The organism is uncultured Fibrobacter sp., assembly GCF_947305105.1.
Taxonomy (GTDB): domain Bacteria; phylum Fibrobacterota; class Fibrobacteria; order Fibrobacterales; family Fibrobacteraceae; genus Fibrobacter.
The window spans coordinates 1-21,976 of record NZ_CAMZCS010000018.1; the positions used below are offsets into that span (position 1 = coordinate 1).

The 21,976-nt window shown below is 50.6% G+C and carries 20 protein-coding genes; 9 read left to right on the forward strand and 11 right to left on the reverse strand.

What is annotated here, in order from left to right; translation table 11 throughout:
- Nucleotides 1–829: dihydroxy-acid dehydratase (locus Q0Y46_RS09290; protein WP_297946852.1), on the reverse strand; the 829-nt coding region annotated here is incomplete at its 3' end.
- A gap of 238 nt (nt 830–1,067) precedes the next feature.
- Between Q0Y46_RS09290 and Q0Y46_RS09295 the strand changes: the two genes are divergently transcribed.
- The 8 genes from Q0Y46_RS09295 to Q0Y46_RS09330 are packed head-to-tail and all read left to right on the forward strand — an operon-like array spanning nt 1,068 to nt 9,632.
- Nucleotides 1,068–4,547: an InlB B-repeat-containing protein gene (locus Q0Y46_RS09295; RefSeq protein ID WP_297946854.1), complete on the forward strand. Its 3,480-nt coding sequence runs from the start codon at nt 1,068–1,070 to the stop codon at nt 4,545–4,547.
- A gap of 1 nt (nt 4,548) precedes the next feature.
- Nucleotides 4,549–4,686, forward strand: a complete 138-nt coding sequence (locus Q0Y46_RS09300) for a hypothetical protein (protein WP_297946856.1) — start codon at nt 4,549–4,551, stop codon at nt 4,684–4,686.
- On the forward strand, nt 4,686–5,825 hold the full coding sequence (locus Q0Y46_RS09305; RefSeq protein WP_297946858.1) for a nucleotidyltransferase family protein: 1,140 nt from the start codon (nt 4,686–4,688) through the stop codon (nt 5,823–5,825). The genes Q0Y46_RS09300 and Q0Y46_RS09305 overlap by 1 nt, the downstream gene beginning before the upstream one ends.
- Nucleotides 5,822–6,754, forward strand: coding sequence for a hypothetical protein (locus Q0Y46_RS09310; RefSeq protein WP_297946860.1), 933 nt, complete (start codon nt 5,822–5,824; stop codon nt 6,752–6,754). Before Q0Y46_RS09305 ends, Q0Y46_RS09310 begins: the two co-directional genes overlap by 4 nt.
- Nucleotides 6,747–7,181, forward strand: coding sequence for a S24/S26 family peptidase (locus tag Q0Y46_RS09315; protein WP_297946862.1), 435 nt, complete (start codon nt 6,747–6,749; stop codon nt 7,179–7,181). The genes Q0Y46_RS09310 and Q0Y46_RS09315 overlap by 8 nt, the downstream gene beginning before the upstream one ends.
- Entirely contained in the window at nt 7,178–7,447 is a 270-nt protein-coding gene (locus tag Q0Y46_RS09320) for a PqqD family protein (RefSeq protein ID WP_297946864.1), read from the forward strand. Before Q0Y46_RS09315 ends, Q0Y46_RS09320 begins: the two co-directional genes overlap by 4 nt.
- Nucleotides 7,444–9,099, forward strand: a complete 1,656-nt coding sequence (locus Q0Y46_RS09325; RefSeq protein WP_297946865.1) for an ABC transporter ATP-binding protein — start codon at nt 7,444–7,446, stop codon at nt 9,097–9,099. Before Q0Y46_RS09320 ends, Q0Y46_RS09325 begins: the two co-directional genes overlap by 4 nt.
- Nucleotides 9,096–9,632 (forward strand): DUF5662 family protein, encoded by a 537-nt coding sequence (locus Q0Y46_RS09330; protein ID WP_297946867.1) that lies wholly within the window; start codon nt 9,096–9,098, stop codon nt 9,630–9,632. The genes Q0Y46_RS09325 and Q0Y46_RS09330 overlap by 4 nt, the downstream gene beginning before the upstream one ends.
- Here the strand turns inward: Q0Y46_RS09330 and Q0Y46_RS09335 are convergent.
- The 5 genes from Q0Y46_RS09335 to Q0Y46_RS09355 all read right to left on the reverse strand — a co-directional run bounded on the left by Q0Y46_RS09335 (nt 9,598) and on the right by Q0Y46_RS09355 (nt 13,937).
- Nucleotides 9,598–10,098: a hypothetical protein gene (locus tag Q0Y46_RS09335; protein ID WP_297946869.1), complete on the reverse strand. Its 501-nt coding sequence runs from the start codon at nt 10,096–10,098 to the stop codon at nt 9,598–9,600. The genes Q0Y46_RS09330 and Q0Y46_RS09335 overlap by 35 nt on opposite strands.
- 197 nt (nt 10,099–10,295) lie before the next feature.
- Entirely contained in the window at nt 10,296–11,894 is a 1,599-nt protein-coding gene (locus tag Q0Y46_RS09340) for an RNA methyltransferase (protein ID WP_297946871.1), read from the reverse strand.
- 26 nt (nt 11,895–11,920) lie between these two features.
- Nucleotides 11,921–12,763: a hypothetical protein gene (locus Q0Y46_RS09345; RefSeq protein ID WP_297946873.1), complete on the reverse strand. Its 843-nt coding sequence runs from the start codon at nt 12,761–12,763 to the stop codon at nt 11,921–11,923.
- 178 nt (nt 12,764–12,941) lie between these two features.
- Nucleotides 12,942–13,511, reverse strand: coding sequence for a hypothetical protein (locus Q0Y46_RS09350; RefSeq protein ID WP_297946875.1), 570 nt, complete (start codon nt 13,509–13,511; stop codon nt 12,942–12,944).
- A gap of 12 nt (nt 13,512–13,523) precedes the next feature.
- The gene (locus tag Q0Y46_RS09355; RefSeq protein ID WP_297946877.1) at nt 13,524–13,937 is read right to left on the reverse strand and encodes a hypothetical protein; all 414 of its coding nucleotides are present in this window, start codon (nt 13,935–13,937) and stop codon (nt 13,524–13,526) included.
- Nucleotides 13,938–13,992: 55 nt separating this feature from the next.
- Between Q0Y46_RS09355 and Q0Y46_RS09360 the strand changes: the two genes are divergently transcribed.
- Nucleotides 13,993–14,214 carry a hypothetical protein gene (locus Q0Y46_RS09360; RefSeq protein WP_297946879.1) on the forward strand — a complete coding sequence of 74 codons (222 nt, stop codon included), beginning with the start codon at nt 13,993–13,995 and terminating at the stop codon, nt 14,212–14,214.
- A gap of 367 nt (nt 14,215–14,581) precedes the next feature.
- Here the strand turns inward: Q0Y46_RS09360 and Q0Y46_RS09365 are convergent, their stop codons facing one another.
- From Q0Y46_RS09365 to Q0Y46_RS09385, 5 genes are all read right to left on the reverse strand, one after another.
- On the reverse strand, nt 14,582–15,274 hold the full coding sequence (locus tag Q0Y46_RS09365) for a hypothetical protein (protein ID WP_295683128.1): 693 nt from the start codon (nt 15,272–15,274) through the stop codon (nt 14,582–14,584).
- 163 nt (nt 15,275–15,437) lie between these two features.
- Nucleotides 15,438–16,010, reverse strand: coding sequence for a hypothetical protein (locus tag Q0Y46_RS09370; protein WP_295683125.1), 573 nt, complete (start codon nt 16,008–16,010; stop codon nt 15,438–15,440).
- A gap of 381 nt (nt 16,011–16,391) precedes the next feature.
- A complete protein-coding gene (locus Q0Y46_RS09375) occupies nt 16,392–18,245 on the reverse strand; it encodes an MBOAT family O-acyltransferase (RefSeq protein WP_297946881.1) in 1,854 nt (617 codons plus the stop codon).
- A gap of 19 nt (nt 18,246–18,264) precedes the next feature.
- On the reverse strand, nt 18,265–19,881 hold the full coding sequence (locus Q0Y46_RS09380) for a GDSL-type esterase/lipase family protein (RefSeq protein ID WP_297946883.1): 1,617 nt from the start codon (nt 19,879–19,881) through the stop codon (nt 18,265–18,267).
- On the reverse strand, nt 19,878–21,974 hold the full coding sequence (locus Q0Y46_RS09385; protein ID WP_297946885.1) for a GDSL-type esterase/lipase family protein: 2,097 nt from the start codon (nt 21,972–21,974) through the stop codon (nt 19,878–19,880). Before Q0Y46_RS09385 ends, Q0Y46_RS09380 begins: the two co-directional genes overlap by 4 nt.
- Between the last annotated feature and the right edge of the window lie 2 nt (nt 21,975–21,976).

Genomic DNA, 21,976 nt, shown 5'->3' on the forward strand with positions numbered 1-21,976 from the left:
CCATGGCGATGTCGAGGCGCATGGCGTTTTCGAAGGCGTCCTTCGTGGCGATGCTACGCGGGAGAATGCTGTCGTCGTTCAAATCGTAATACTGGTGACAGAGTTCCACGATGCGCTTACCGGCGGCTTCGAACAGCTTCTTGCGTTCGGCGTGGGTCGCGACGATGGTGCCGTTGCCCGGCAAACTGAGGCCGAGGGCTTCGGTCAAGGAGTTCATGGAGTTCGCGGTGAACATGCCGGAGCAAGAACCGCAAGTGGGGCAGGAGTTCGCTTCGATGGCGGCCACGTCTTCGTCGCTGACAGAGCTGTCGGCGGAATCGATCATGGCGTCAATCAGGTCGAGGGCGCGGTCCTTGCCGTCCTTCGTGGTCACGTGGCCAGCTTCCATCGGGCCGCCGCTGACGAAGATTGCGGGGATGTTGAGGCGCATGGCGGCCATGAGCATGCCCGGAGTCACCTTGTCGCAGTTAGAGATGCAAACGAGGGCGTCGGCGCGGTGGGCGTTTGCCATGTATTCGGTGGAGTCGGCGATGAGGTCGCGGCTCGGGAGGCTGTAAAGCATGCCGTCGTGGCCCATGGCGATACCGTCGTCCACGGCGATGGTGTTCATTTCCTTAGCGACACCGCCGGCGGCTTCGATCGCGCGGGCGACCACCTGGCCCAAGTCCTTCAGGTGGACGTGTCCCGGAACAAACTGGGTGTAGCTGTTCACCACGCAAATCACGGGCTTACCAAAGTCTTCCACCTTGGTTCCTGTTGCGTGCCACAGGGCGCGTGCACCGGCCATTTCACGGCCTTCCATAGTCTTGAGCGAACGAAGTTTCGGCATTTTTTATCCTCTTTTTTTTTGTGTGGCAAAGCTAGAAAAATGGGGCTTGCCAATTATTCTAACTTGAAATATAGCAAAAAAAGGGCATTTTGCTTTTGTGGCGGCGGTCACGTAATACGTGGGTTTGGGGGTGATTCGTTTCACAACATGTAAACAATGTTTGCGTTTATTTTCTTACTATACTATATTTTTGAATAAATTGAATATTTTGTTGTTACTAACCCCCAAGGAGAAAATTATGAGAATTTTAAAAAAATTGCATTTCTTTCTTTTTGTGGTCTGCCTTTTTGGAATAGGGCAGGCATTTGCGGCATGGGATGGAACTTCGAAAACGCAGCCAGTAAAAGAGGGTGATTATTATATCATCAATACCGAGGCGGAACTCGCTTGGTATGGCGCTAATTATAATAGTGGCAATGCGAAGCTGACCGCCGACCTGGATTTGGGTGGACATCTATGGATTCCACTGGCTGCCGGAAAGGGCGATAAGTATTATGGAAAGATATTTGACGGACAGAACCATATCATCAAGAATCTTTACATAAATGGAGATGAGCTTTCTGTCATCAATAAGGAGTATGCCCAGAATCTTGGTTTTGTCGGAGTGCTGGGTGATGGAAAAGTCCTGAACCTGATTCTTGAAAATGTGGATATCCAGGCTACAACGAATGCCGGTACCATTATTAGTAATCAGGACAATCAAATTTCGGTTGGAGCTGTTGTTGGTTGGATGTCCGATAAAGGGACCAATGTCGTTGACAATTGCATGACCTCGGGAATCATCAAGACGACGGGCAATAGCCAGGGTGTCGGTGGCATTGTAGGTAATGCTAAAAAGGGTACGATATCCAATTGCATGAGCCTTGTCGAAATCCAGACGAGCGGAAGCAAGGCGTATATTGGCGGTATTATCGGCATAACGAAAACGGATGTGACCGTGTCTTCTTGCATCTATGCCGGTCCGGGACTCACAAATACCGGTACTGATGGTGCTGTCGGTGGAATTGCCGGAAATGTTTGGTCTGGAAAAATATCTACAGAAAACGATTTTTACGAAGGAACGAATTATTACCAAGGTGAAGAAATCGGTGGTGTCGGTAAATCCTGTAAAGACTGTAATGTTACAGATCAGACTGTCCAGGTTGACAATATCAATTCCGATGAAGTCATTTGCGCTTTGAACGGAATGAATGCAGATAGCACCTGCAAGAATGAACCGTGGTCCATTGGCGAGACGGGACTTTCTCTGAATGGCTACGGAATTGACGGTTACAAGATAGTCTTCGATGCCAACGGTGGTGCCTTTGCCAATGGAAAGGCGGATAAGGACAAATTCCTTGAGGCTGGAATGGCGATTACCGCCGACGAAGTTGGCGTGCCGTCCCGTGAAAATCATAACTTTGTCGGTTGGGCCATGACCCGTGACGCTACCGCCCCGGTGGCCGATCTCGGGACCGTTTCCCATACCGATACGATTTTCGCTGTCTGGGCTCCGGTCTATACGGTGACCTTCAATGTTGCTCCCGGTGTTTTCCCGGAAACTAACGAAAGCGAAAAGACAAAACAGGTTGCCAGTGGCGAAGTGATTACAGTCGAGGGACTTGGTTCCTTGCCGAGTTCTCGCTGCAAAGAATATGCGTCGGATGGTGAATGCGATACGTGGTCGTACTTTACCGGTTGGGCGCTGACTGAAGGGGCTCATGAAAGTGATTCTGTTTCGCTGGATACAGTGCCCGCATCTGACGAACTTGTTTTGTATGCCGTATGGACCGATGTTGAAACATATACGGTGACTTATAATGCTAATCAGCATGGTAGGACGACTGTGGATTATGTTCGCGTGGGTGCCGGCGATACGGTGACTGCTCCGACGGATCCGATTGCAGATAGTGGTTATGAATTCGACGGATGGTTTACGGATGCAGAAGGCGAGAATCCTTATCAGTTTGCAGCGCAAATTCACGAGAGCATTATCCTTTATGCAAAATGGGCTCTCGACACATTCACGGTGACTTACGAAATGAATGGTGTGTCGAATGCGGGTGAAAATCCAGTTTTCTATACCATTGAAACGCCGACATTCGCCTTGGCTGCTCCGGCCGATTCTGAAGGCTATGTGTTTGAGGGGTGGTTCTACGATGCCAATTTCACCAACCCGGCTTCCCAAGTGATTCAGGGAACGACTGGCGACAAGACCTTCTATGCCAAGTGGTCCAAGAAGACGTACAGGGTCATGTATCTGGCCGACAACAATTCCTATGGTTCCATTTCGGACCAGTTCGTGGAACATGGCTCATCCATCACTCTCGAATCCGCAGGCATCTTCCGCCGTGCAGGTTACGAGCAGAATGGTTGGTCGACAACTATGGGTGGAACAAAGGAATATGAATTTGGCGAATCCCTTACGGTTGTGGCTTCTGTTACGCTGTATCCGACTTGGAACTTGGCTACTTACACGATTACTTACGAATGTGATGGTTGTGTAAATAACCCTCAGAATCCGACGACATATACGATTAATGATAAAAAGGACATAAAGTATCCCCAGTCGCGTGAAGGTTATGATTTTGGTGGATGGTTTAAAGAAACAAATTATACGACAAAGGTTACGCAGATTAAGAAGGGTTCTTATGGTGATTTGACTCTGTACGGAAAGTGGATTAAGGTCTATACCCTTACCTATGAATTGAATGGTGGTACTAAGGCCAACAGCAGAACGTCTTACACGAGCGAAACCGAAACATTTGCTTTGGGAGAAGCAGAGGGTCGTGAAGGCTTCACTTTTGGTGGCTGGTTCGATAATCCTGACTTCGAAGGCGATGCTGTAACTCAAATTGTGACGGGCTCTTCGGGTGACAAGACCTTCTACGCCAAGTGGGTGCCGGATGAACCCGAAGTGGTTGTTTATGGTGCAGTCCAATTTACCAAGTATAATGATGGAACAACGCTTGCAGAGCTGGATGCAAACTCTTTTGGAACTATAGATATTCCGACGGATGTCTTTGCTGATACGGTCAGATACAACCGCGTTTTCGAACAGGGTAAAATGTCGACTATTGTGTTGCCGTTCTCTGTCGATACAAGCAAGGTGCATGGTGGAAACTTCTACGAATTTGCCCATCTTGAAAAGGTCGATGGAAAATGGAGAGCTACAGTGGTTCCGCCAGAAGCAGGCTCAATCGTGGCGAACAAGCCCTATCTGGTTATGCCTACTGAAACGGCGCCACTTTCGTTTGATCTGGATGCTCCTGTTGCTTTCAATACGAGCGAAATCAGAAATTCCACAAGCGGAAATTGGACGTTCAAAGGCACGTATGCACATAAGACATTTGCTGCGGGTGATCCTGAATTGGGACGTGCGTATGGCTTTGTCGCTGTTGCCCAGAATAATTTGAAGGTCGGGCAGTTCGTGAAAGCCGGTTCTGGCGCCTGGTTGCGCCCGATGAGGGCCTACTTGGTGAATGAGGAAAACGCCGCGGCTACAAGGTCGGTCAGGGCTTCTGCTCGCCGTTCGATGGGGGCATCGGAATTGCCCGAAATCATTGAGGTGGAATTCCAGAACGGTGATGGAGCTGTCGTAGGCAAGGGCTCTTGGAATACGACAACGGGCGAGTTCAAGGTGGATCGTTGGTATGACCTCCAGGGACGTAAGCTCAATGGCAAACCCACCACGAAGGGCTCTTACTTCAAGAACGGTAGAAGAGTTATTGTTAAGTAGTATGGAAAACGACGAAATAGACAGGAAGGAATACTTTTCGCCGAAGATGAACATTGTCGCTCTGGTTCAATCGTCGAATCTGCTTGCAGGTTCAGATGAACCAGACGATGTCATTGATGTTTACATCAGTTCTCCCTGATGATGGTTTATGTGAATTCGGCGGAAGCAGAACATTTCTTTGCTCTTTTACGGCTCGCGCTGGGGAATCCCGGTGCGGCTGTTTCTGATTTTTTAGCACATACACGCGAAGACTGGCTTTGCCTGCAAGATATTGCGACAAGGCAATCTGTGTTGGGCTTGGCGTACCTTGGTATTGGTCGCCTTCCAGTAGACAAACGTCCCCCTTCGGATATTTTGTTACAATGGGCTTGGGAAACTGAGCAGATAAGGGGACACAACAGCATATTGAATGCCGAAGCGGCTCGCCTGACGGAGGCTTTTGCTGAATGCGGATGCCAGACGGCCGTTCTGAAAGGCCCTGCCAATGCTAGGCTGTATCCAGATCCACTCTTGCGCCAGTGTGGAGATATTGATATTTGGGTTTCGGGTGGAAAAGATGAAATTATTCGCCATTTAGACAAACTTGGGTGGTCGTATATCAAGGAATCAAATGTTCTTGAAGCTTCGCATCATTTGAATTTATCCCGAAATTGTTCAAACGCCCAAGTCGAGATTCACTTTAAATTGTCTTCTGGGAATTACAATCCATTTACAAATTCTTGTTTGATGCGGTATCTGGAAAGTAAAATCAAGGATGTGAACAAAGTTCCCGAAGGTTTCTATGTCCCGTCACTCCAATTCGCGCTAGTGATGCAGCTAGCCCATATCCAGAAGCATTTTATCAATAAGGGAATTGGATTCAGACAATTGGTGGATTACTTTATCTTGTTGCAACATTCCACGGAAAGCGATAGGAAGGAGGTGGCCGCCCAGTTGCCAAGGATGGGGCTCTCTCATACTTGCGGTGCGCTCATGTGGGTCTTGGAACATGTTTTGGGTTTGGAACAAAATCAAATGCTGTGCCGCCCTGACCATTGGCGTGGAGCATGGATGTTGGACATGATTTTGGCCGAAGGACACTTCGGATTCTATAATCAACGAGAGAAATGGAATGTCGTTCCGAGATGGTTTGCTCAGAAGTGGCGTTCTCTGCGCCTTTTTGCCTTCGTTCCCTCCGAATCTCTGTGGAAAGAGTTCTATTATTGGGGATGGTTATTTAGATCGATTCCGCTGCGTATCCGTTTGCGCAAGTTTTCGTTAAGGGATATTCGTGAATGAAAACTCGACTTTATGAAGTCGCAGGACATGTTTTTTCCGTTGGCTCCAACCTGCCTGAATCGGCTGGGGTGGACTTGTTTGCGTTAATGGACAATTACGAGCCCTTTGCGGTGCCGTCTGGGGACGGCGATGTGCCGGAGAGCCCTTTGTTTACCCTTGCTGTCGAGCATTCTACGGCCTTGCCTGGATTTATCGAAGAGACCCGGCAAGAGGACGAAGGGCAGGAAATCCTTTGCGGGCATGACGATGCCGGTTCTTCCATGTTCAATTTCCGGTTGCGCGGTGCGGACGTGGGAATGCTCCTCTGTTCGCCCGGATATGCGCAGGCCCGCCTGGTTGTGCCTGACATTTCGAACCAGAATTCCGTGAAATTCGCCGTGAACAATTCCCTGATGGTGCTTTACGCCCTTGCGACGGCCAATCTCGGGACGGCACTTTTCCACTCGGCGACGGTTGGTTATCGTGGGAAGGGCTACATGTTCCTTGGCCAGAGCGGCACGGGCAAGAGCACGCATGCACGGCTTTGGCTGCGTTACAACGAGGGCTCGGCCTTGCTCAACGACGATAATCCCGTGGTGCGTTTTTTTGCACCGGAATCCCCGGCGGGCGTGGCGCGCGCTGTGGTTTACGGTTCCCCTTGGAGCGGAAAGACTCCGTGTTACAAGAACGAGAGCCTGCCTTTGGGCGGGATTGTGCTTCTTTCGCAAGCCCCGTTCAACAAAATTCAGCGTTTGCGCGGAGTCAAGGCCTATGCGGCCCTGGTTCCCAGTATTTCGGGCAAACGCTGGGAACGCTTAATTGCCGATGGGTTGCATTATACCGAAAACGCCTTGGCCTCGAATGTCCCCTTGTGGTATTTGGAATGTTTGCCGGACGAAGGTGCGGCGCGACTTTGCCGTGAAACGATAGTGGATGTGATTGATGGCTAGCGACGAAAGCATAATGCAGGAGGCCATCCGCTTGGTGGGCGAGGGCGTTTCCGTCACGTTTCCGGTGAACGGACGGAGCATGCTCCCATTTATCGTGGGCGGCGAGGACAGCGTCGTGCTCGAGAAACCCGAGACCTTGAAAGTGGGCGATGTCGTCCTTGCGCAGGTCGAAGGTGGGCGGTATGTCGTTCACCGCATTGTTTGCCTCGATGGCGATGCTGTGACCTTGATGGGGGACGGAAATTTGGCTGGCCGGGAACATTGCCGGCTTGCAGATGTCCGGGCCCGCGCAACCCATGTGGTGGGGAAGGGCGGAAAAAGGCGCTCTTTGGACTCTTTGGGCAGCCGGCTGACTGCAAAAATTTGGTTTGCTGTGTTACCTTTTAGGAGGTGGCTCTTGGCAATTTATAGAAGGATTCCGATATGAAATTGAAAAAAGGCTTTGTTTTGCGTGACGTGTGTGGCGAAAAGGTGATTATGGGCGAGGGCATCGGTGCCCTGGATTTTGGCCGCCTGCTTTGCCTGAACGAAACTGCCGCTTGGCTGTGGGAAAAGGCGGAATCGCTAGGTGAATTCACTGTAGAAGCCCTTGCCGAGGCGCTTTGTAACGAATACGACGTGGACTTGGAACGCGCAAAAGCGGATGTGTCGGCGATTGTCGGCGAATGGCAGAAGGTTAAAGTAGTCGAATGAGCTATCTCGTCTGGCTTTGGCGCTTTACGCGGGGTTTCCGCCTGAACATAGCGGCTCGGGTCGTTATGGGGGCGCTCCGTGTTTCGCTCGGACTCTTGATGGTCTGGCTTTCCAAGCGGTTTATCGATGAGACTATCCGCACGGGGAGCGACGACGATATCGTTCACATGGTTGTGCTGCTCGTGCTGACCGTGGTGGGTAGCGTAGTGCTGCGCCAGATATGTTTTTACATGACTGCCGATGCTTCGGTCCGTGCGGCTAGCGGGTTGCGCCTCAAGATGTTCGAGGTCCTGTTCCGTCGCAAGCTCTATGACATCAAGGAACTCCATTCCGGCGACATCACCTCGCGTTTTTCCAAGGACATCGAGACCATCAGCGAGGTATCGATGGACACCCTTCCGCAGATTCTCGTGACCACGCTGCAGCTGGTCGGCTCGTTCCTGTTGTTGCGCTGGTTCGACCCGAGGCTTGCCTGGGTGCTGTTGCTCTTGACGCCCGTGGCCGTGGTGTTCGGCAAGCTGATTTCGCATAAGCTAAAGAATATGACGCTTGCGATTCGCGAGAGCGAAAGCCGCATCCAGACGCAGGTGCAGGAGGGCATGGAATACAATGCCGTGCTGCGTTCGCTCGGCAGTGAGGGCTGGGTCACGGGCTTGCTGGATGAACAGCAGGGCCTGTTGAGGCGCAATGTTTGCCGTCGGGCGCGCTTTACCATGGTGACGCGGTTGCTTTTCGGCTGCACGCTGGGGCTCGGCTACTTGGTGGCGTTTGTGTGGGGCGGAATCGGACTGCGCAACGGCGTCATAACCTTTGGCGTGATGACGTCCTTCTTGCAGCTGGTCGGGCAGATCCAGCACCCGATTTTTTCGCTCTTGAACATGGGGCCCAAGGTGATTCACGCCATGGCTGGAATAGACCGGCTGCAAGATTTGGAAAAACAGCGCGAATCCGACGAAAGTACGGACGAACCGGCCCAGGTCATGGACGGTCGCCTTGGCGTCCGTCTCGAGGATGTGAGCTTTGGTTACGTGGGGCAGAACCACGAGGCGATAGACCATTTCAGCTACGATTTTGAGCCCGGGAGCAAGGTGGCCGTGATGGGCGAGACCGGAGCAGGGAAGACGACACTGTTGCGGCTGTTGCTTGCCTTTGTGCGGCCGGATCGCGGCAGGATGCTGATTTATTCGCAGTGCAGCGCCGATGACGGGAGTGCTTCGGGGGCTGTGGAAATCCTTTCGGAAAAAATGCGTGCCAACTTTGTGTATGTGCCGCAAGGCAACACGCTCATGAGCGGGACCATCCGGCATAACCTGCTGCTTGCAAAACCCGATGCCAGTGAAGACGAATTGCGTGAGGTGCTCCGCCTGGCATGCGCCGAGTTTGTCGATGATTTGCCCAAGGGAATCGATACGGAACTTAGCGAACGTGGCGGCGGCTTGAGTGAAGGGCAGGCACAGCGCATCGCGATTGCGCGCGGTCTCTTGCGCCCTGGCAATATCCTCCTCCTTGACGAAATCAGTTCCGCACTCGACGAGAACACGGAACGTGAATTGTATGGACGTCTGTTCGCGGGCCTTGCCGACAAGACGATCATCCTCGTGACGCACCGCTCGGCGGTCGCCGAAATCTGTGACGACGTGGTACGGCTATGAGTTTCCATCCCATCCGGCATTTCATCACGATAACGAAGCACCGCAACGAGGTGGTTCGCCTCTGTTTCAAGGCGGGCATCGGTTTCCAGGGGCTGTTTCACGACCTTTCCAAGTACAGCCTGACCGAGTTTATTCCGGGGGCCCGGTATTACACGGGCGACCAGTCGCCCAATAACGGTGAACGTTTCGATAAAGGCTACAGTCTGGCCTGGATGCACCACAAAGGCCGCAACAAGCACCATTTCGAGTTCTGGTACGACTACGACATGAAAACCAAGAAACTCGTGCCGATGGACATGCCCGACCGCTACATCAAGGAAATGTTCTGCGACCGCGTGGCGGCCTCCAAGACGTACAACAAGGCGTACACGCAGGAATCCCCGCTGCTGTATTTGACCAAAAGTACCGCTCACGAAAAAATGACCGAGACGACTTACCGCAAATTACTTTATCTGCTCCAGATGCTGGCCGAGAAGGGCGAAAAGGAAACGCTCCGGTTCATGCGCCGGACGAAGAATCTGCCGGTGGAGTAAAATCCTCTTTAAACAGGTCCTCTAAATCATTTATAAAGTATTGTAACGATGAAAATTTAAATTCGGGGAGTTTTTCAAATGATGAATTTTTTAAAGATCTCTTGAATTTTTGGATAAATTCAATAAAGTTTTTTGTTATTGTGTCAAGATTTTTGTTTAGTTCAATCCATTCATTCTTATCTATAGCGCAATGTCTTTCTATGTCTGATTCTTGAATGATGACGGCCTTTGTAAAATCAATGCCGGGAAGTTTATCTTTTTCGTTATTTGTTCTTGTTGATGTCTTGAATACGAATGCATATTTGTGTTTAATGTTTGTTCTAAAAGGTATGGCGAATATTTTCTCGTTATATTCAATGATAAGAGAAAGATAGGGACGACCAGCTTTGTTTGATAGAATTTCTTTATGATTAATGTGTTTGTCAAAAAAGGCTTTCTTTAGAATGACAGTTTGTGCTTTTTTCATGTTTCCTCCAAAAAAAAACCGTATTTCATAGGATATATGAAATACGGCTCATCCATTGACCTTTCTTTTTTGTCTTAGGTGGACTGGTCTGCCACCCTGTCATCCATTGACCTTTCTTTTTTGTCTTAGGTGGACTGGTCTGCCACCCTGTCATCTGATGTACAATATATAAAATTAAAAATAAAAAGTCAAGAGCCTTAAATTCTTGCGATTATCGCGTTCAGGCTGAGGCCGCCGTGGCTTGTGACGATGTTTTTTGCGTCGGAGTTTTGTTGTGGGTCAAGTGCGGGGCATTCGTGCAGCAGGTTCGCGGTGCATGTGTATTTAGAGCCTGGGCGTGAATCGTCTTTAGGGGCGAGGATGGCGACCGTGAGTTGCTTGCCGAGGGGCGCAAGTTCGCGGGCGAGTTCTGCAAGTTTCTTGCCGATTTGCGTATAAAGTTTTGGTGCGTCAAAGTCGAGACGCTTGCCGTAGGGCGGGTTCAGCACGATGACGGGGGCGGATTCTCCGCAGAGGTCTGCAATTTCTTTTGCCGTGTAGCTGAAAAAGTCGCGAAGCTGTGGGCTGATTGTTGGTGCGTTAGCGCTCGGAGCGATGTTTGCGAGCGGGCAACATTCCACATTGTGCTGGATGATTTCAACTGCCCTTTCCGAAATATCGGAGGTGATGATTTTGTGAATCGTGCTGGAGATTGCCGCAGTCACTTCGTTCCTTCGCAATGACAACATGGAATCATCGTTCCTTCGCAATGACAACATGGAATCATCGTTCCTTCGCAATGACAATATGGAATCATCATTCCCTTGCAATGACAATATGGAATCATCGATCTTTTGCAATGACAACTCGGAATCATTGTTCCTTCGCAATGACGGATTCGGGTTTGCGTTTGCCGAATTGACAATGTGGTTCCAGGTTGCGGGTTTGAACGCTGGCTGGTGCTTGAGTGCGAAGTCTCGGCATTTGCCAGGAATGAGCCCGTGTGCCATGTAGGCCGCTTCGAGGCTGAAGGTGCCGCTGCCGGACATTGGGTCAATAAGAGTGATTAGTGGTTGGTGGTTGGTGGTTAGGATGGCGGCATTGAATGCTTCTTGGAGTATTGCGGCGGCGATGGTTTCTTTGAGCGGGGCGTCGTTCACGAAGCGTTCGTGACCGCGTTTGTAGAGTTCTTCGCCGGCGAGGTCAAGCCAGAGTGTGCATCGGTCGTCAATCAGCGTGACGTAGAGGCTTGAGGTATGAGGTGCGAGGTCGCTCGCTTCGCTTTTCGGGGCGTTGCGGGGTGTCCCCGCAGAGGGGGTAGCGGAAGACCCGACAGGGGCTGAAGCGAGGGGGAGACTTCCCCCTTCAATCACTTTCAGCAAACGTTCGGCGACGGCGTCACTGTGGTACAGGCGCGAATGTTTGCAAGTAACGTGAATAGTGGTTAGTGGTTGGTGGTTAGTGGTTAGGAAAAGTTCCCAGGGAATCTCGGCGGCTTTCTTTTCTAGCTCGCGGAAATTTTCGGCCTTGAAATCGGCGATGTGCACCAGGATGCGGTTGGCGATGCGGCTGAATGCCACGATTTTCCAAGCGTCGACGAGTTTTGCCGTAAATTCAACTTTCCCGTCACCGGCAATTTTTATGTCTAGCGAGTTTGTGCCTTGATTTTCGACACTCTCTCGTCTTAAAAAGTCCATTTCCCTGACGAATGTTTTTTCGAACCCGAGCGGGACAACGGCCAAGAAGCGGTGAGGTTTTCCTATGACCTGCCGCTTGAGCCTTTTGTCGAATGCTGAATTTTTTTCTGCGCTGTCCACGACTTCAAATATAGTTTTATGGACTACTATTCAAGGGAATCGCAACTTGCGACGTTTCCGTTGATGCGCTTTAGAACTTTGATATAAGTTCCGCGTTCAAGTTGATAAACATATTCAAGTGAACGGATGTACGATGCGTCAATGCGGACTCCTTCTTCGAGGGAGTCACATGGAGTTTCAAGAGTTTTTGTTTTGAGATATTCATCGCAATCTAGAGGCGTGTAAATGCCATAATCAGGGACGCATGTATAGCGGAATAGTGATTTGAGGCATTCAATTTTGTTTTCTGAGAACGATGCGCTTTGTTCGTCATTGAGGAGAGAATCTATTTTTCCGGTTGCGTATTCTTCAGCGTCTGCTATAAGAGAATATTGGATAGGATTGAATTCGTGTCCGTCGGATTTTCTCTGTGTGGCACAGTAGTTTTCGGTGGAGACGCACTTTCCCATAAGTTTATTTGTGTCGGGGGGTGTCAGTGTGGACAATGCTTGGACGATGTTGATGAAACCCGTCGAATCAATTGGTTCTTCCGAGGAACTGGATGGAATTTCATGAGAAGACGAGGAGGTTGCGCTGCTGGAAGATGCCGTTAGGCTAGAAGAAGCTGCAAGGCTAGAAGAAGCGGGATCTGCCGACGATGAATTTGCAGAAACTTCGTTTGATGACGAACTTGCAGAAACTTCGCTTGATGAGGATTCGGCGGAGATGTTGCTTGACGATGAACTTGCTGAAATGCCGTTTGAAGATGCCGGGTCTTCGTCGGCTATGTGGATGGGAGAATTGCTAGATGTACTATCGCAACTCATCCAGCACAAGGCCGTTGCCGAAAGGAATAAATTCCCGAAGAAGTTGTGAATTTTTTTATTCATATCTATCTCCAAAATACGTTTTCAGGTTCGGGGCTCGAGGCGCGAGGTATGAGGTTTCTGCCCCTAGATCCTAGTCTCTAGATTCTTATCTTGGAGATTGCTTCAGGGCTATTCGCCCTTCGCAATGACAACCCCAGTTCCTACTTCCTACTCTCTCGTCTATTTTCCTAACCACTTCCTACCTTGTTTCGCACTCAGCAATTCTTTCATTGACTCTTTCGATGGCGTTTTTGAATGAACTGCGCTTGATTTCGTCTGCTTTCAGGAGGTTGTTGATGTACTGGTCGTCAACGATAACTTCATCGGGATAGGAACCGCAGGGAATGACGCCGTAGTCCAATGCGCCTGCAGAAATCAGGTATTTGGCGGACTTGTAGCAGTTCCTTATGCTATCGGAAAGGGCTGCTCCTTTGGGACTTTCCAGAAATTCTTCTATTCTGTTATCTACAACGCCTTTAGCCTCGAATTCGCCATCGTCCCCAATATAACTGGTGTATTCCGAAGGTCCTGCGGCTAAAATTCCTGCAATGCAGGCCTTGTATCCCGATACGGTTGTCCCTCTTAATCCGGTCGTATCAGGCTTTTCTAGCTTTGAAAGCTCCTTCTCGATATCGATGAATGGGCGGGGCTCGTTTGATGCGGAAATGTCTTGTGCGGCGCTGGCGGATTCGCTGTCACAAGCGGCCCACAGAAACGCCGTAGACGAAATGAAGAGATTTCCCAAAATTTTGCATACTCTTTTGTTCATGCCTTAAATATTTTACTCCCTGTCCTCGCATTTTTTTGCTTTTTCATTGATATCCTCAAAAATCCTTTGGTAGTTTCTTTTTTTCGTGTTGTAGTTGTCCTGGAGGGCTTTTAGATATTCTTCGTCGATTCGGATTTGACCTTCGGTTTCGCAAGTTTCGTCCGTGTTTTTTTCTCGATTTGGATTGGAACACCAAGATACCCCATATACGGGGGCCATCGCTTGTTTAATTAAGTCCTTGTAACACTTTAATTTATATGAAGAAAATGTGGCGCTGTCTTTGAGAATGGAATCTCGCTTTTCCCTTGCGATTACTTCCACTTGCCATGCATCGTTAAAATAAGCGTTGTAATTTTCAATGGTTTCGCAATGTTGTTGTTCCGAAATGCATTGCCCTCTAAGCCCGGTCGTATCTGGAGGAGTCAACTTGGATAATTCTTCGTCAATGTCGATAAAGTCTTTTGAATCTGAAATTTTGCCTATGGAACTCGAAGATGCCGCGTCGCTTGAGGATTCTGTTGAAGGCGAAGATTCGGTATCGTTTGATGAGGTTGGGTGGTCACTTGACGATAATGCTGGTAAATCGCTTGAAGAAGTTGGATTCTCGTCGGGTATGCTAACCGGGGATGTGCTGGACGAACTGTCGCAACTCATCCAGCACAAGGCCGTTGCCGAAAGGAATAGATTCCCGAAGAAGTTGTGAATCTTTTTAGTCATACTTATCTCCAAAATACGTTTTCAGGTTCGAGGCTCGAGGCACGAGCAGTGAGCTGTGAGGTGTGAGGTATGAGGTCGCGCTACGCACTCTGAGGTATGAAATTCCTGGCACGAGCTATTCGCCCCTCGCAATGACAACCCCAGTTCCTACTTCCTACTCTCTCGTCTATTTCCCTAACCACTAACCACCAACCACTGTTTACTTTCCTCACACCTCAAAGGGAGCGTTAGCGACCGACCTCAAAGGCACGAAGTGCCGACCTCATACTTAGAGATTGCTTCAGGGCTATTCGCCCTTCGCAATGACAACCCCAGTTCCTACTTCCTACTGTCTACTTCCTACTTCCTACTTCCTACCTCGTTTCGCACTCAGCAATTCTTTCATTGACTCTTTCGAGGGCTTTTTTGAAATCCTTGCGCTTGATTTCGTCTGCCGCCAAGAGGTTGTTGATGTAATTGTCGTCAACGATAACATCTTCAGATTCGGAATGGCAGGGGACGACGCCATAGTCTAATGCTGCTGCACCAATGAGGTACGTGGCGGACTTGTAGCAGTTCTTTAAACTCTGGGGAAGAGACGCTCCTTTGGGACTTTCTAGAAACGCTTCTATTCTGTCGTCTACAACCCGTGCTGCCTCGAATTCACCACTTCGAACCATATAAGCGATGTATTCCGAATTCTCATCGGCTAGAATTCCATTAATGCAAGCCTGATATCCTGATACGGTTGTCCCTCTTAATCCAGTCGTGTCTGGCCTTTTCAGTTTTGAAAGTTCCTCTTCGATATTGAAAAATGCATTGGAAGTCCCATTAGAACTTGTTATCGATTCGCTAGAAGAAGTTGGAAAGGGCTCACTGGAAGATGTTGGAACGGAACCATTGGAAGATGTTTGAATGGATTCACTGGATGAACTGGCTGGATTATTGCCTGCTTGGGGTATGGTAATGTCTGGTGCGCTGGCAGAGTCGCTGCCACAGGCGGTCCACAGAAGCGCCGTGGATGAAATGAACAGATTTCCAAAAATTTTACGCACTCTTTTATTCATACTCAAAATATAAGTTAAGGGATGCGAAAAGCGAGTAAAAAAGAGGAAAAAAATAAAATTTAGTGATGAACTGGGCCGCTGCGCAGTGTTTTGTGCAAAGACGACCAGATATATGATACGATGTAGGCGCGAGGCGCGAAGCCCCGACCTCATACCTCATTTGCTATTTGGGAGAATCACACCCAGCAAGTAATTCATTGGCTCTTTTGAGGCTTTCTTCGAATGCTTCGCGGCTGATTTCGTCTGCTATCATGAGGTTTTTGAAGTTCTGGTCGTCTATGGTAATTTCTTCAGAATAAGAATCGCAGAGCTTGACGTCGTCATCAAATGGGACTTGTGGAAATTGGTTCATAACGGATGTGTAACACTTATTTGAACTATCAGAAAGAAAAGCTCCCCCCTTGGGACTTTCCAAAAAATCTTTTATTTTGGTTTCCACAATCTTCCTCGCCTCGAGTTCGCCTTTGTCTGTTATGATAAAGTTGTGTTCCAAGTCTTCATTGGCTATGATTCGTGTAATGCAAGCGTCATATCCCGTCACGGTTGTCCCCATTGTCCTTATATCGCGCCTTTTCAGATTTGAAAGTTCTTTCTTGATATCAATGGATAAATGGGGCTTGTTTGACTCGGAATCGTCATCCGCAGTGAGGGGGGCGTCCCCGCTACAGGCTATCCATAGAAATGCCGTAGACGAAATGAATAGATATCCTAAAATTTTATGTATTCTTTTGTTCATCCTCCAAATATACGTTAAGGAATGCGAAAAGCGGGTAAAAAAGAGGAAATGGTAAAATTTCGTGATATGCTAGGCCGCTGCGCTGCATCTCGGATAAAGACGGTCGGATATATGATACGATGTAGGCTCGAGGCATGAGCTGTGAGGTGTGAGGCTCGAGGTATGAGGTCGTGCTACGCACTCTGAGGTTTGAGGTTCCAGCCCCTAGATCCTAGCCTCTAGATTCTCTGATGGAGATTGCTTCGGGGTTTTCACCCCTCGCAATGACAAGTTTTCCCTAACCACTAACCACCAACCACTGTTTACTTTCCTCACACCTCAAAGGGAGCGTTAGCGACCGACCTCAAATGCACGAAGTGCCGACCTCACACCTCATCGTTCCTAGAACTGGAAATAAATGAACGGGCAGCTATCGGCACTCATGAACTGGTATATCACGAAGATGATAAACGCCGTTGCGGCGACCATTCCAGGGAGCGGGAGTGATGCGAATGCAATCCTGTAACGGCTCTTGAACTTCTTGGGAATCCAGTGGATGAGCATGCCCGCGATGAACACGAGAATGATGTTGATGTGTTCCCAGGCGATTGTCCAGAGCGAATCGTCCCATTTCCAGGCGGTGCCCATCTGCTGGACCATGTTCTTGGCCGTGTTCCAGGCGACTTCGTTCGCTTCGGCGGGGTCGAGGTTGGATCCTGCACGGAAGAAGAGACGCGTAAACGTGATGAACACGAACGTGAGCGATACGTTCCAGGCGACATAGAGCCAGTGGAAATACTTGTCGCTGAACAGGCGGAAAAGCATGACGGCGTAGATGCCGACGAACAGCACGCCGAACCATACGGCCGAAATGGCGCAGATGGCGACGTCGTAGTTCTTGTAGATGATGGCGCTGATGGCGAAGAAGAACAGGGCCGCAGATGCTCTGAATGTGCGGCTCCTCTTGACCCAAATCTTGTTGAACACCTGGCCGAACCCGTTGAGGCCGCCCCAGATGATGAAGTTCCAGCTAGCACCATGCCACCAACCGCCCACGATTTGTGTGGCCATGGCGTTCATGTTTGTGGTGATGAACTTGCGGGATTCCGGCTTGAAATATGCGTAAATTGAAATATAGAGGAATAGCGCGATGAGGGCAGCGGCGACCCACACACTGCCTGAAAGCAGGACGGCGACAAGGCTTAAGAAACCCATCCAGAAGAACGTGCCGACGGAAGCCCCGCGGTTGCCGCCCAGAGGGATGTAGAGGTAGTCGCGCCACCAACTCGAAAGGGAAATATGCCAGCGACGCCAGAATTCGGTGGGGCTGAGCGCCTTGTAGGGGCTGTTGAAGTTCTGTGGCAGGCGAAATCCCATGAGAAGCGCCACGCCGATGGCGATGTCGGTATAGCCCGAGAAGTCGGCATAAACCTGCAGCGAGTAGGCAAAGAGCGCGATGAGGTTCTCGAGGCCGGTAAACAGGAGTGGCGTATCGAAAACGCGGTCCACGAAGTTCGTGGCGAGGTAGTCGCTCAAAATGATTTTCTTCGCGAGGCCGTTCAGAATCCAGAACACGGCGATGCCGAATGTGCGACGGGGGAGGAAAAACGGTTTGTAGAGCTGCGGGACGAACTTGTCGGCACGCACAATCGGGCCTGCGACCAGCTGCGGGAAGAACGACAGGTAGAAACCGAAGTTCAGGATGTTGTCTACGGCCTTGATTTTACCGCGGTAGATGTCGATGCAGTAGCTCATCGCCTGGAACGTGAAGAACGAGATGCCCACCGGGAGGATAATCGTGTCGACGAGCGAATTTGTGCCGAACATCTTGTTGCTTGCGGCAGCGAAGAAGTTGTAAACGTGCAACTCGATTCCGGTAAAGTCGTAAAGCGCATCCAGGAAGAAGTAAGAATACTTGTAGTAGCAGAGCACCAGCAGGTCGATGATGACGACAATAATCATCAGGAATTTCTTTTTCCAGTGTTCTTCGGCTTTTTCGATCCATTTGCCGATAAAGAAATTCGCGATGACACAGAAAATCAAGATGCAAACGTAACTTCCGCTCGTCTTGTAGTAGAAGAAAAGGCTAGTGAAAAAGAGGAACGCGTTACGGAGGAGGAGCTTGTTGTGTACGAGGGTAAGTATTGCAAATACGACAGCAAAGAAACCCCAAAAATAGAACTGCGTAAAGAGCAGCGGCGAGTTCGGGTCGAACGCGAATGTGTGACTTAAAAATGGGATTAAATGGTCTAACATGGGTTACAAATTCTGGATTCTATTTTTTTGCCTTGGACGGGACCTTCGTGGAGTCGGCTTTCTTGGGGGCTGGTTTCGGTGCTTCGGGTTCCAATGCGGGGAGGCTTGCGATATGGTCCTGGTACGCCTGGATGATAGCTTTGTAGAAAAGATCGCCGAGCAGGTTGTAACCGGCAAGCTTGAAGTGGACTTTGTCTTTCTTGGCGAGGTCCGCTTTTTCCCACTTGGCCATGGAACCGAGGCCTCCCATGATGGAGAACTTGTCCCAGATACCGGCTTTGTACTTGTCTGCGAGCATGAAGAACGACTTGCGCGCCACTTCGCCGTTGGGGTGCTGCGCATATTTTTTCCTCTTGGTTTTGCGGAAGGAGTCGTTGTTCGTTTCAAAAATGATGGCCGCATTGGGGCTGACCTTGCGAATCCGCGTAATCAGCGTGTCGTAGTTGGCGCGGAAGCCTTTGTCATCGAACCTATCTACGTTCGCATCGTTGATGCCGATTGCGAAAATGACCAGGTCCGGCTTGAGGAAGGCGAGTTCCTTTTCGAGCAGCGGGCATGTGGCTTCGAAGTAGTTGGGGACCTTCGCTCCGTTGATGCCTACGTTTGCGTACATGATACCCGGGGCGTCACTTTCGGTATAAATACCCGTGAGCGTGAATCTCGGCCTGCCGGGTTTTGAATCGTTGGACGACACGTCCAGCGGTGCCATCGGTTCCGGTTCAAACGGGGGAGGTTCATCCAGTGCTGTATCAATCACGCTGCTGTCCTGGTACATGGAGTCAAGCGGGAGCGCGACGTTATCCGGTATAGCGGCAGGTTTCTTCGAGGAATCCTTCCGGGCCAAGGAATCTTTTGCCAGCGAATCGGCGAGGGCGGCGGCCTTGGCGATGGAATCTTGGCGGAGCGAGTCCGTGATGAACCGTGCAATTTCAGCCTGTTGCAGGCTGTCGAGCCAGCGGAACGAAATATGAATGGAATCGATGGGGCGAGGAATCGGGAATGTGAAACTCTGTGTTGCAGAATCGAGTTTTCCCGGAATTTCGAGGGAATCCACGTGTAAAACGGGGATTACGTCTCCGTGGTCGCTGTAACCGAAGAGGCGGATTCTTGTCTCGCTCCAGATGGGCTGCGGGTTGTAGCGGTTCAGGAGAATAGAAAATTCAGCGCGGGGGTCGCTTGTGCTGACGGCAATTCCAAGGAGCCCGAGCGGCTTCTTGACTTCGCGCAGCACGTTCTTGCTCATGTCCCAAATTCCTTTGTAGGTGCTTCCGTAGCTGGAGGGCGTGTTTGTCTTGGCGGCAGAGAACGGGAATACGAATCCACGGCCGGCGCTGGCTCCGGGGTATTCCTTGACCAGGTGCTCGCGGATACGGCCCGACATGGCATCGGCCTGGATATGGGAACCGCCGATGTGCAGGATTCTCACTTGCCCACGGTTTTCAAAGACAAGTGTATCGAGCTTCTTGAAGAAGGGCTCAAAGGACTTGTTCCCCTTCGGGAACTGAATCTTGTTGAGCGAGGTGTCTATAAAACCGTACTTGGACAGGTCCAAGGTGTAGTCGCTGGGGGAGGGCGCAGGCTCCCTAGCGAAGACGCAACATGCGGTTATCGCAATGATTAGTGCTACCTTTCTCATCTCTTTTCCCTTCTTGTAGCCGGCGTTGTCGGCTGCTTTTTAGACAAGTTTGTGTTGCTCCCCTGCTTTTGCCCGTTTACGGGCCTTCTTTTTTTCCTTACCTTTCGCTTCTGTTGGTCGGCCGGCGTAGTCTGCTGAATTTGTTTCCGCTTCTTTATCTGCGGATTTTCTGTGTCGTTGACTTTGCGCCTTGTCTTTTTCTTGGCCGTTGTCTGTTCTGTTGTTTTCTTTGTCGTGACCGGCTTGCGTGCAGGCTGTTCGGCAACGGGCTTGCGTGTCGGTTCGGCAACAGGCTTGCGCACCGGTTCTGTAATCGGCTTGCGGGCGGGCTGCTCTGCGACAGGCTTACGTGTCGGTTCTGCGATCGGTTTGCGAACAGGTTGTTCTGCGACCGGTTTGCGTGTCGGTTCGGCAATCGGCTTGCGCGTCGGCTGTTCGGCGACGACGGGTTTACGCACGGGCTCCGTGATCGGTTTGGGCGCCGGTGCCGCAATAGGCTTCTTTGTGGTTTCTTCCACCACAGGCTTCTTCGCCTCTGCGGTGCTTATAGAGTCGTTGAAGGAACGCAGTGCGAGTAACTTCTTGTCCGAGATGTTGTGCCTGCCCCTGAATTTGAAAAAGTCGTAGTACATGCGCAGCGAAGAACTGAACAGGTCGCCCATGTGCGTTGCGCCACGGCGGGTAAAGTGGATATGGTCCGTGAATCCCAGCGGGGGTTCGCGCTTGACCCATTTCGACATGGTTCCGTTACCGCCCATGACGCGGTGCATGTCCCAATAGGCGACTCCATTTTCGAGGGCGACTTCGCGGAGGGCTGCGATGGTCATGCGGAGAGCGGGGTAGGTCTTCCAGCGTCCGTCGGATTGCCTTTCCATGTCGGCGGGGCCGATGAATATGATGTCTGCATCCGGGTTGGCCTTCTGGATGGCGAGAATCTGGCGCGTGACGAGCTTCTTTATATAGTCTATGTTGGATGTAGAAATGCTCGGGACCATGTTTCCACCGTATTCCATCATGATAAGCTTCGCGTTCATTGCCTTGTACGATTCTGCAAGCAGTTCCGGGTCAATTCTGTGGAAAATCGTTCCCGAGGAACCGCGCATGGCCACGTTGTCGACGGCCACGCCGTAGGCTCCGTCTGCGGAAACGGCGTAAATTTCGGTATTTCCCGTGAGCGTAATCTTTACAGACGACGTTGTATCGGGGAGTTTCCACGTATATACGTTAAGTTTTGTGTAAGAAGAATCTACGAGAGGCGGTTCGGCTTCGACCATCTTGACCGAAGTCTTGATTTTTTCCGTGCTGTCCGGGTTTAGGCCCACGACAGTCGTGAAGGTGCGGTCGTAATCCAACCTCGCTTTTAGCTTTCCGCGCTTGCCTGCAAGGACCTTGATAGTGGCGTAGCCGCCGGCGTGCGGATAAACTTTTGTCCTGTCTTTGCGGTCCAGACGGCGCTTGATGCCGATAACTGCGGTTCCGTTCAAGTTGGCGAACTGAGCCAGCGGTCCATAGCGGCTATGAGTGGCTTCTTCGTCTTTGGGGCCAAAGAGAATGTAGCGCTCTAGGGCACCCCGGCTCCAGTGGACGGTCGTTTGCGGCTGGATTTTGAGGACGGGCGGGAGCATGCCTGGCCCGGCACCGCCGAATTCCTCCTGGAGGTCTTCGCGGATAGTCGACGAAATGCGGTCTTCTTCCAACTGGGAGTCCCCGTAATGCACGATGTGTACAACGGAACTGTCTATCGACGCCAACTGGAGGTGCAGGAAGAACCTGTCGAACCACGTGGGGTCGTTGTTAGGGAGGTCGAACCTTGTTTTGCCGCTATCGAAAAAGTCCTGGTAAAAGCGCAAGGAATCGGCAAAGGCGGCGAACTGCTTCTGCCGGGTAGCTTCCATCATAGCTCTGATCTCGTCTTCCGGGTCGTTTTTCCCGTTTGCCGTGGTGTCGGCGACAGGGAAAACATCGGTCAGGGACGGAAAACGGAGTGTGAGTGATTCACTGATGTGTATGCCGTCGGACGGGAAAATAATGGCCATCAATCCAAGAACAAGGAACAGGCTTATGATGGTAATTAACGCTTTTTTCGGGGTCATTG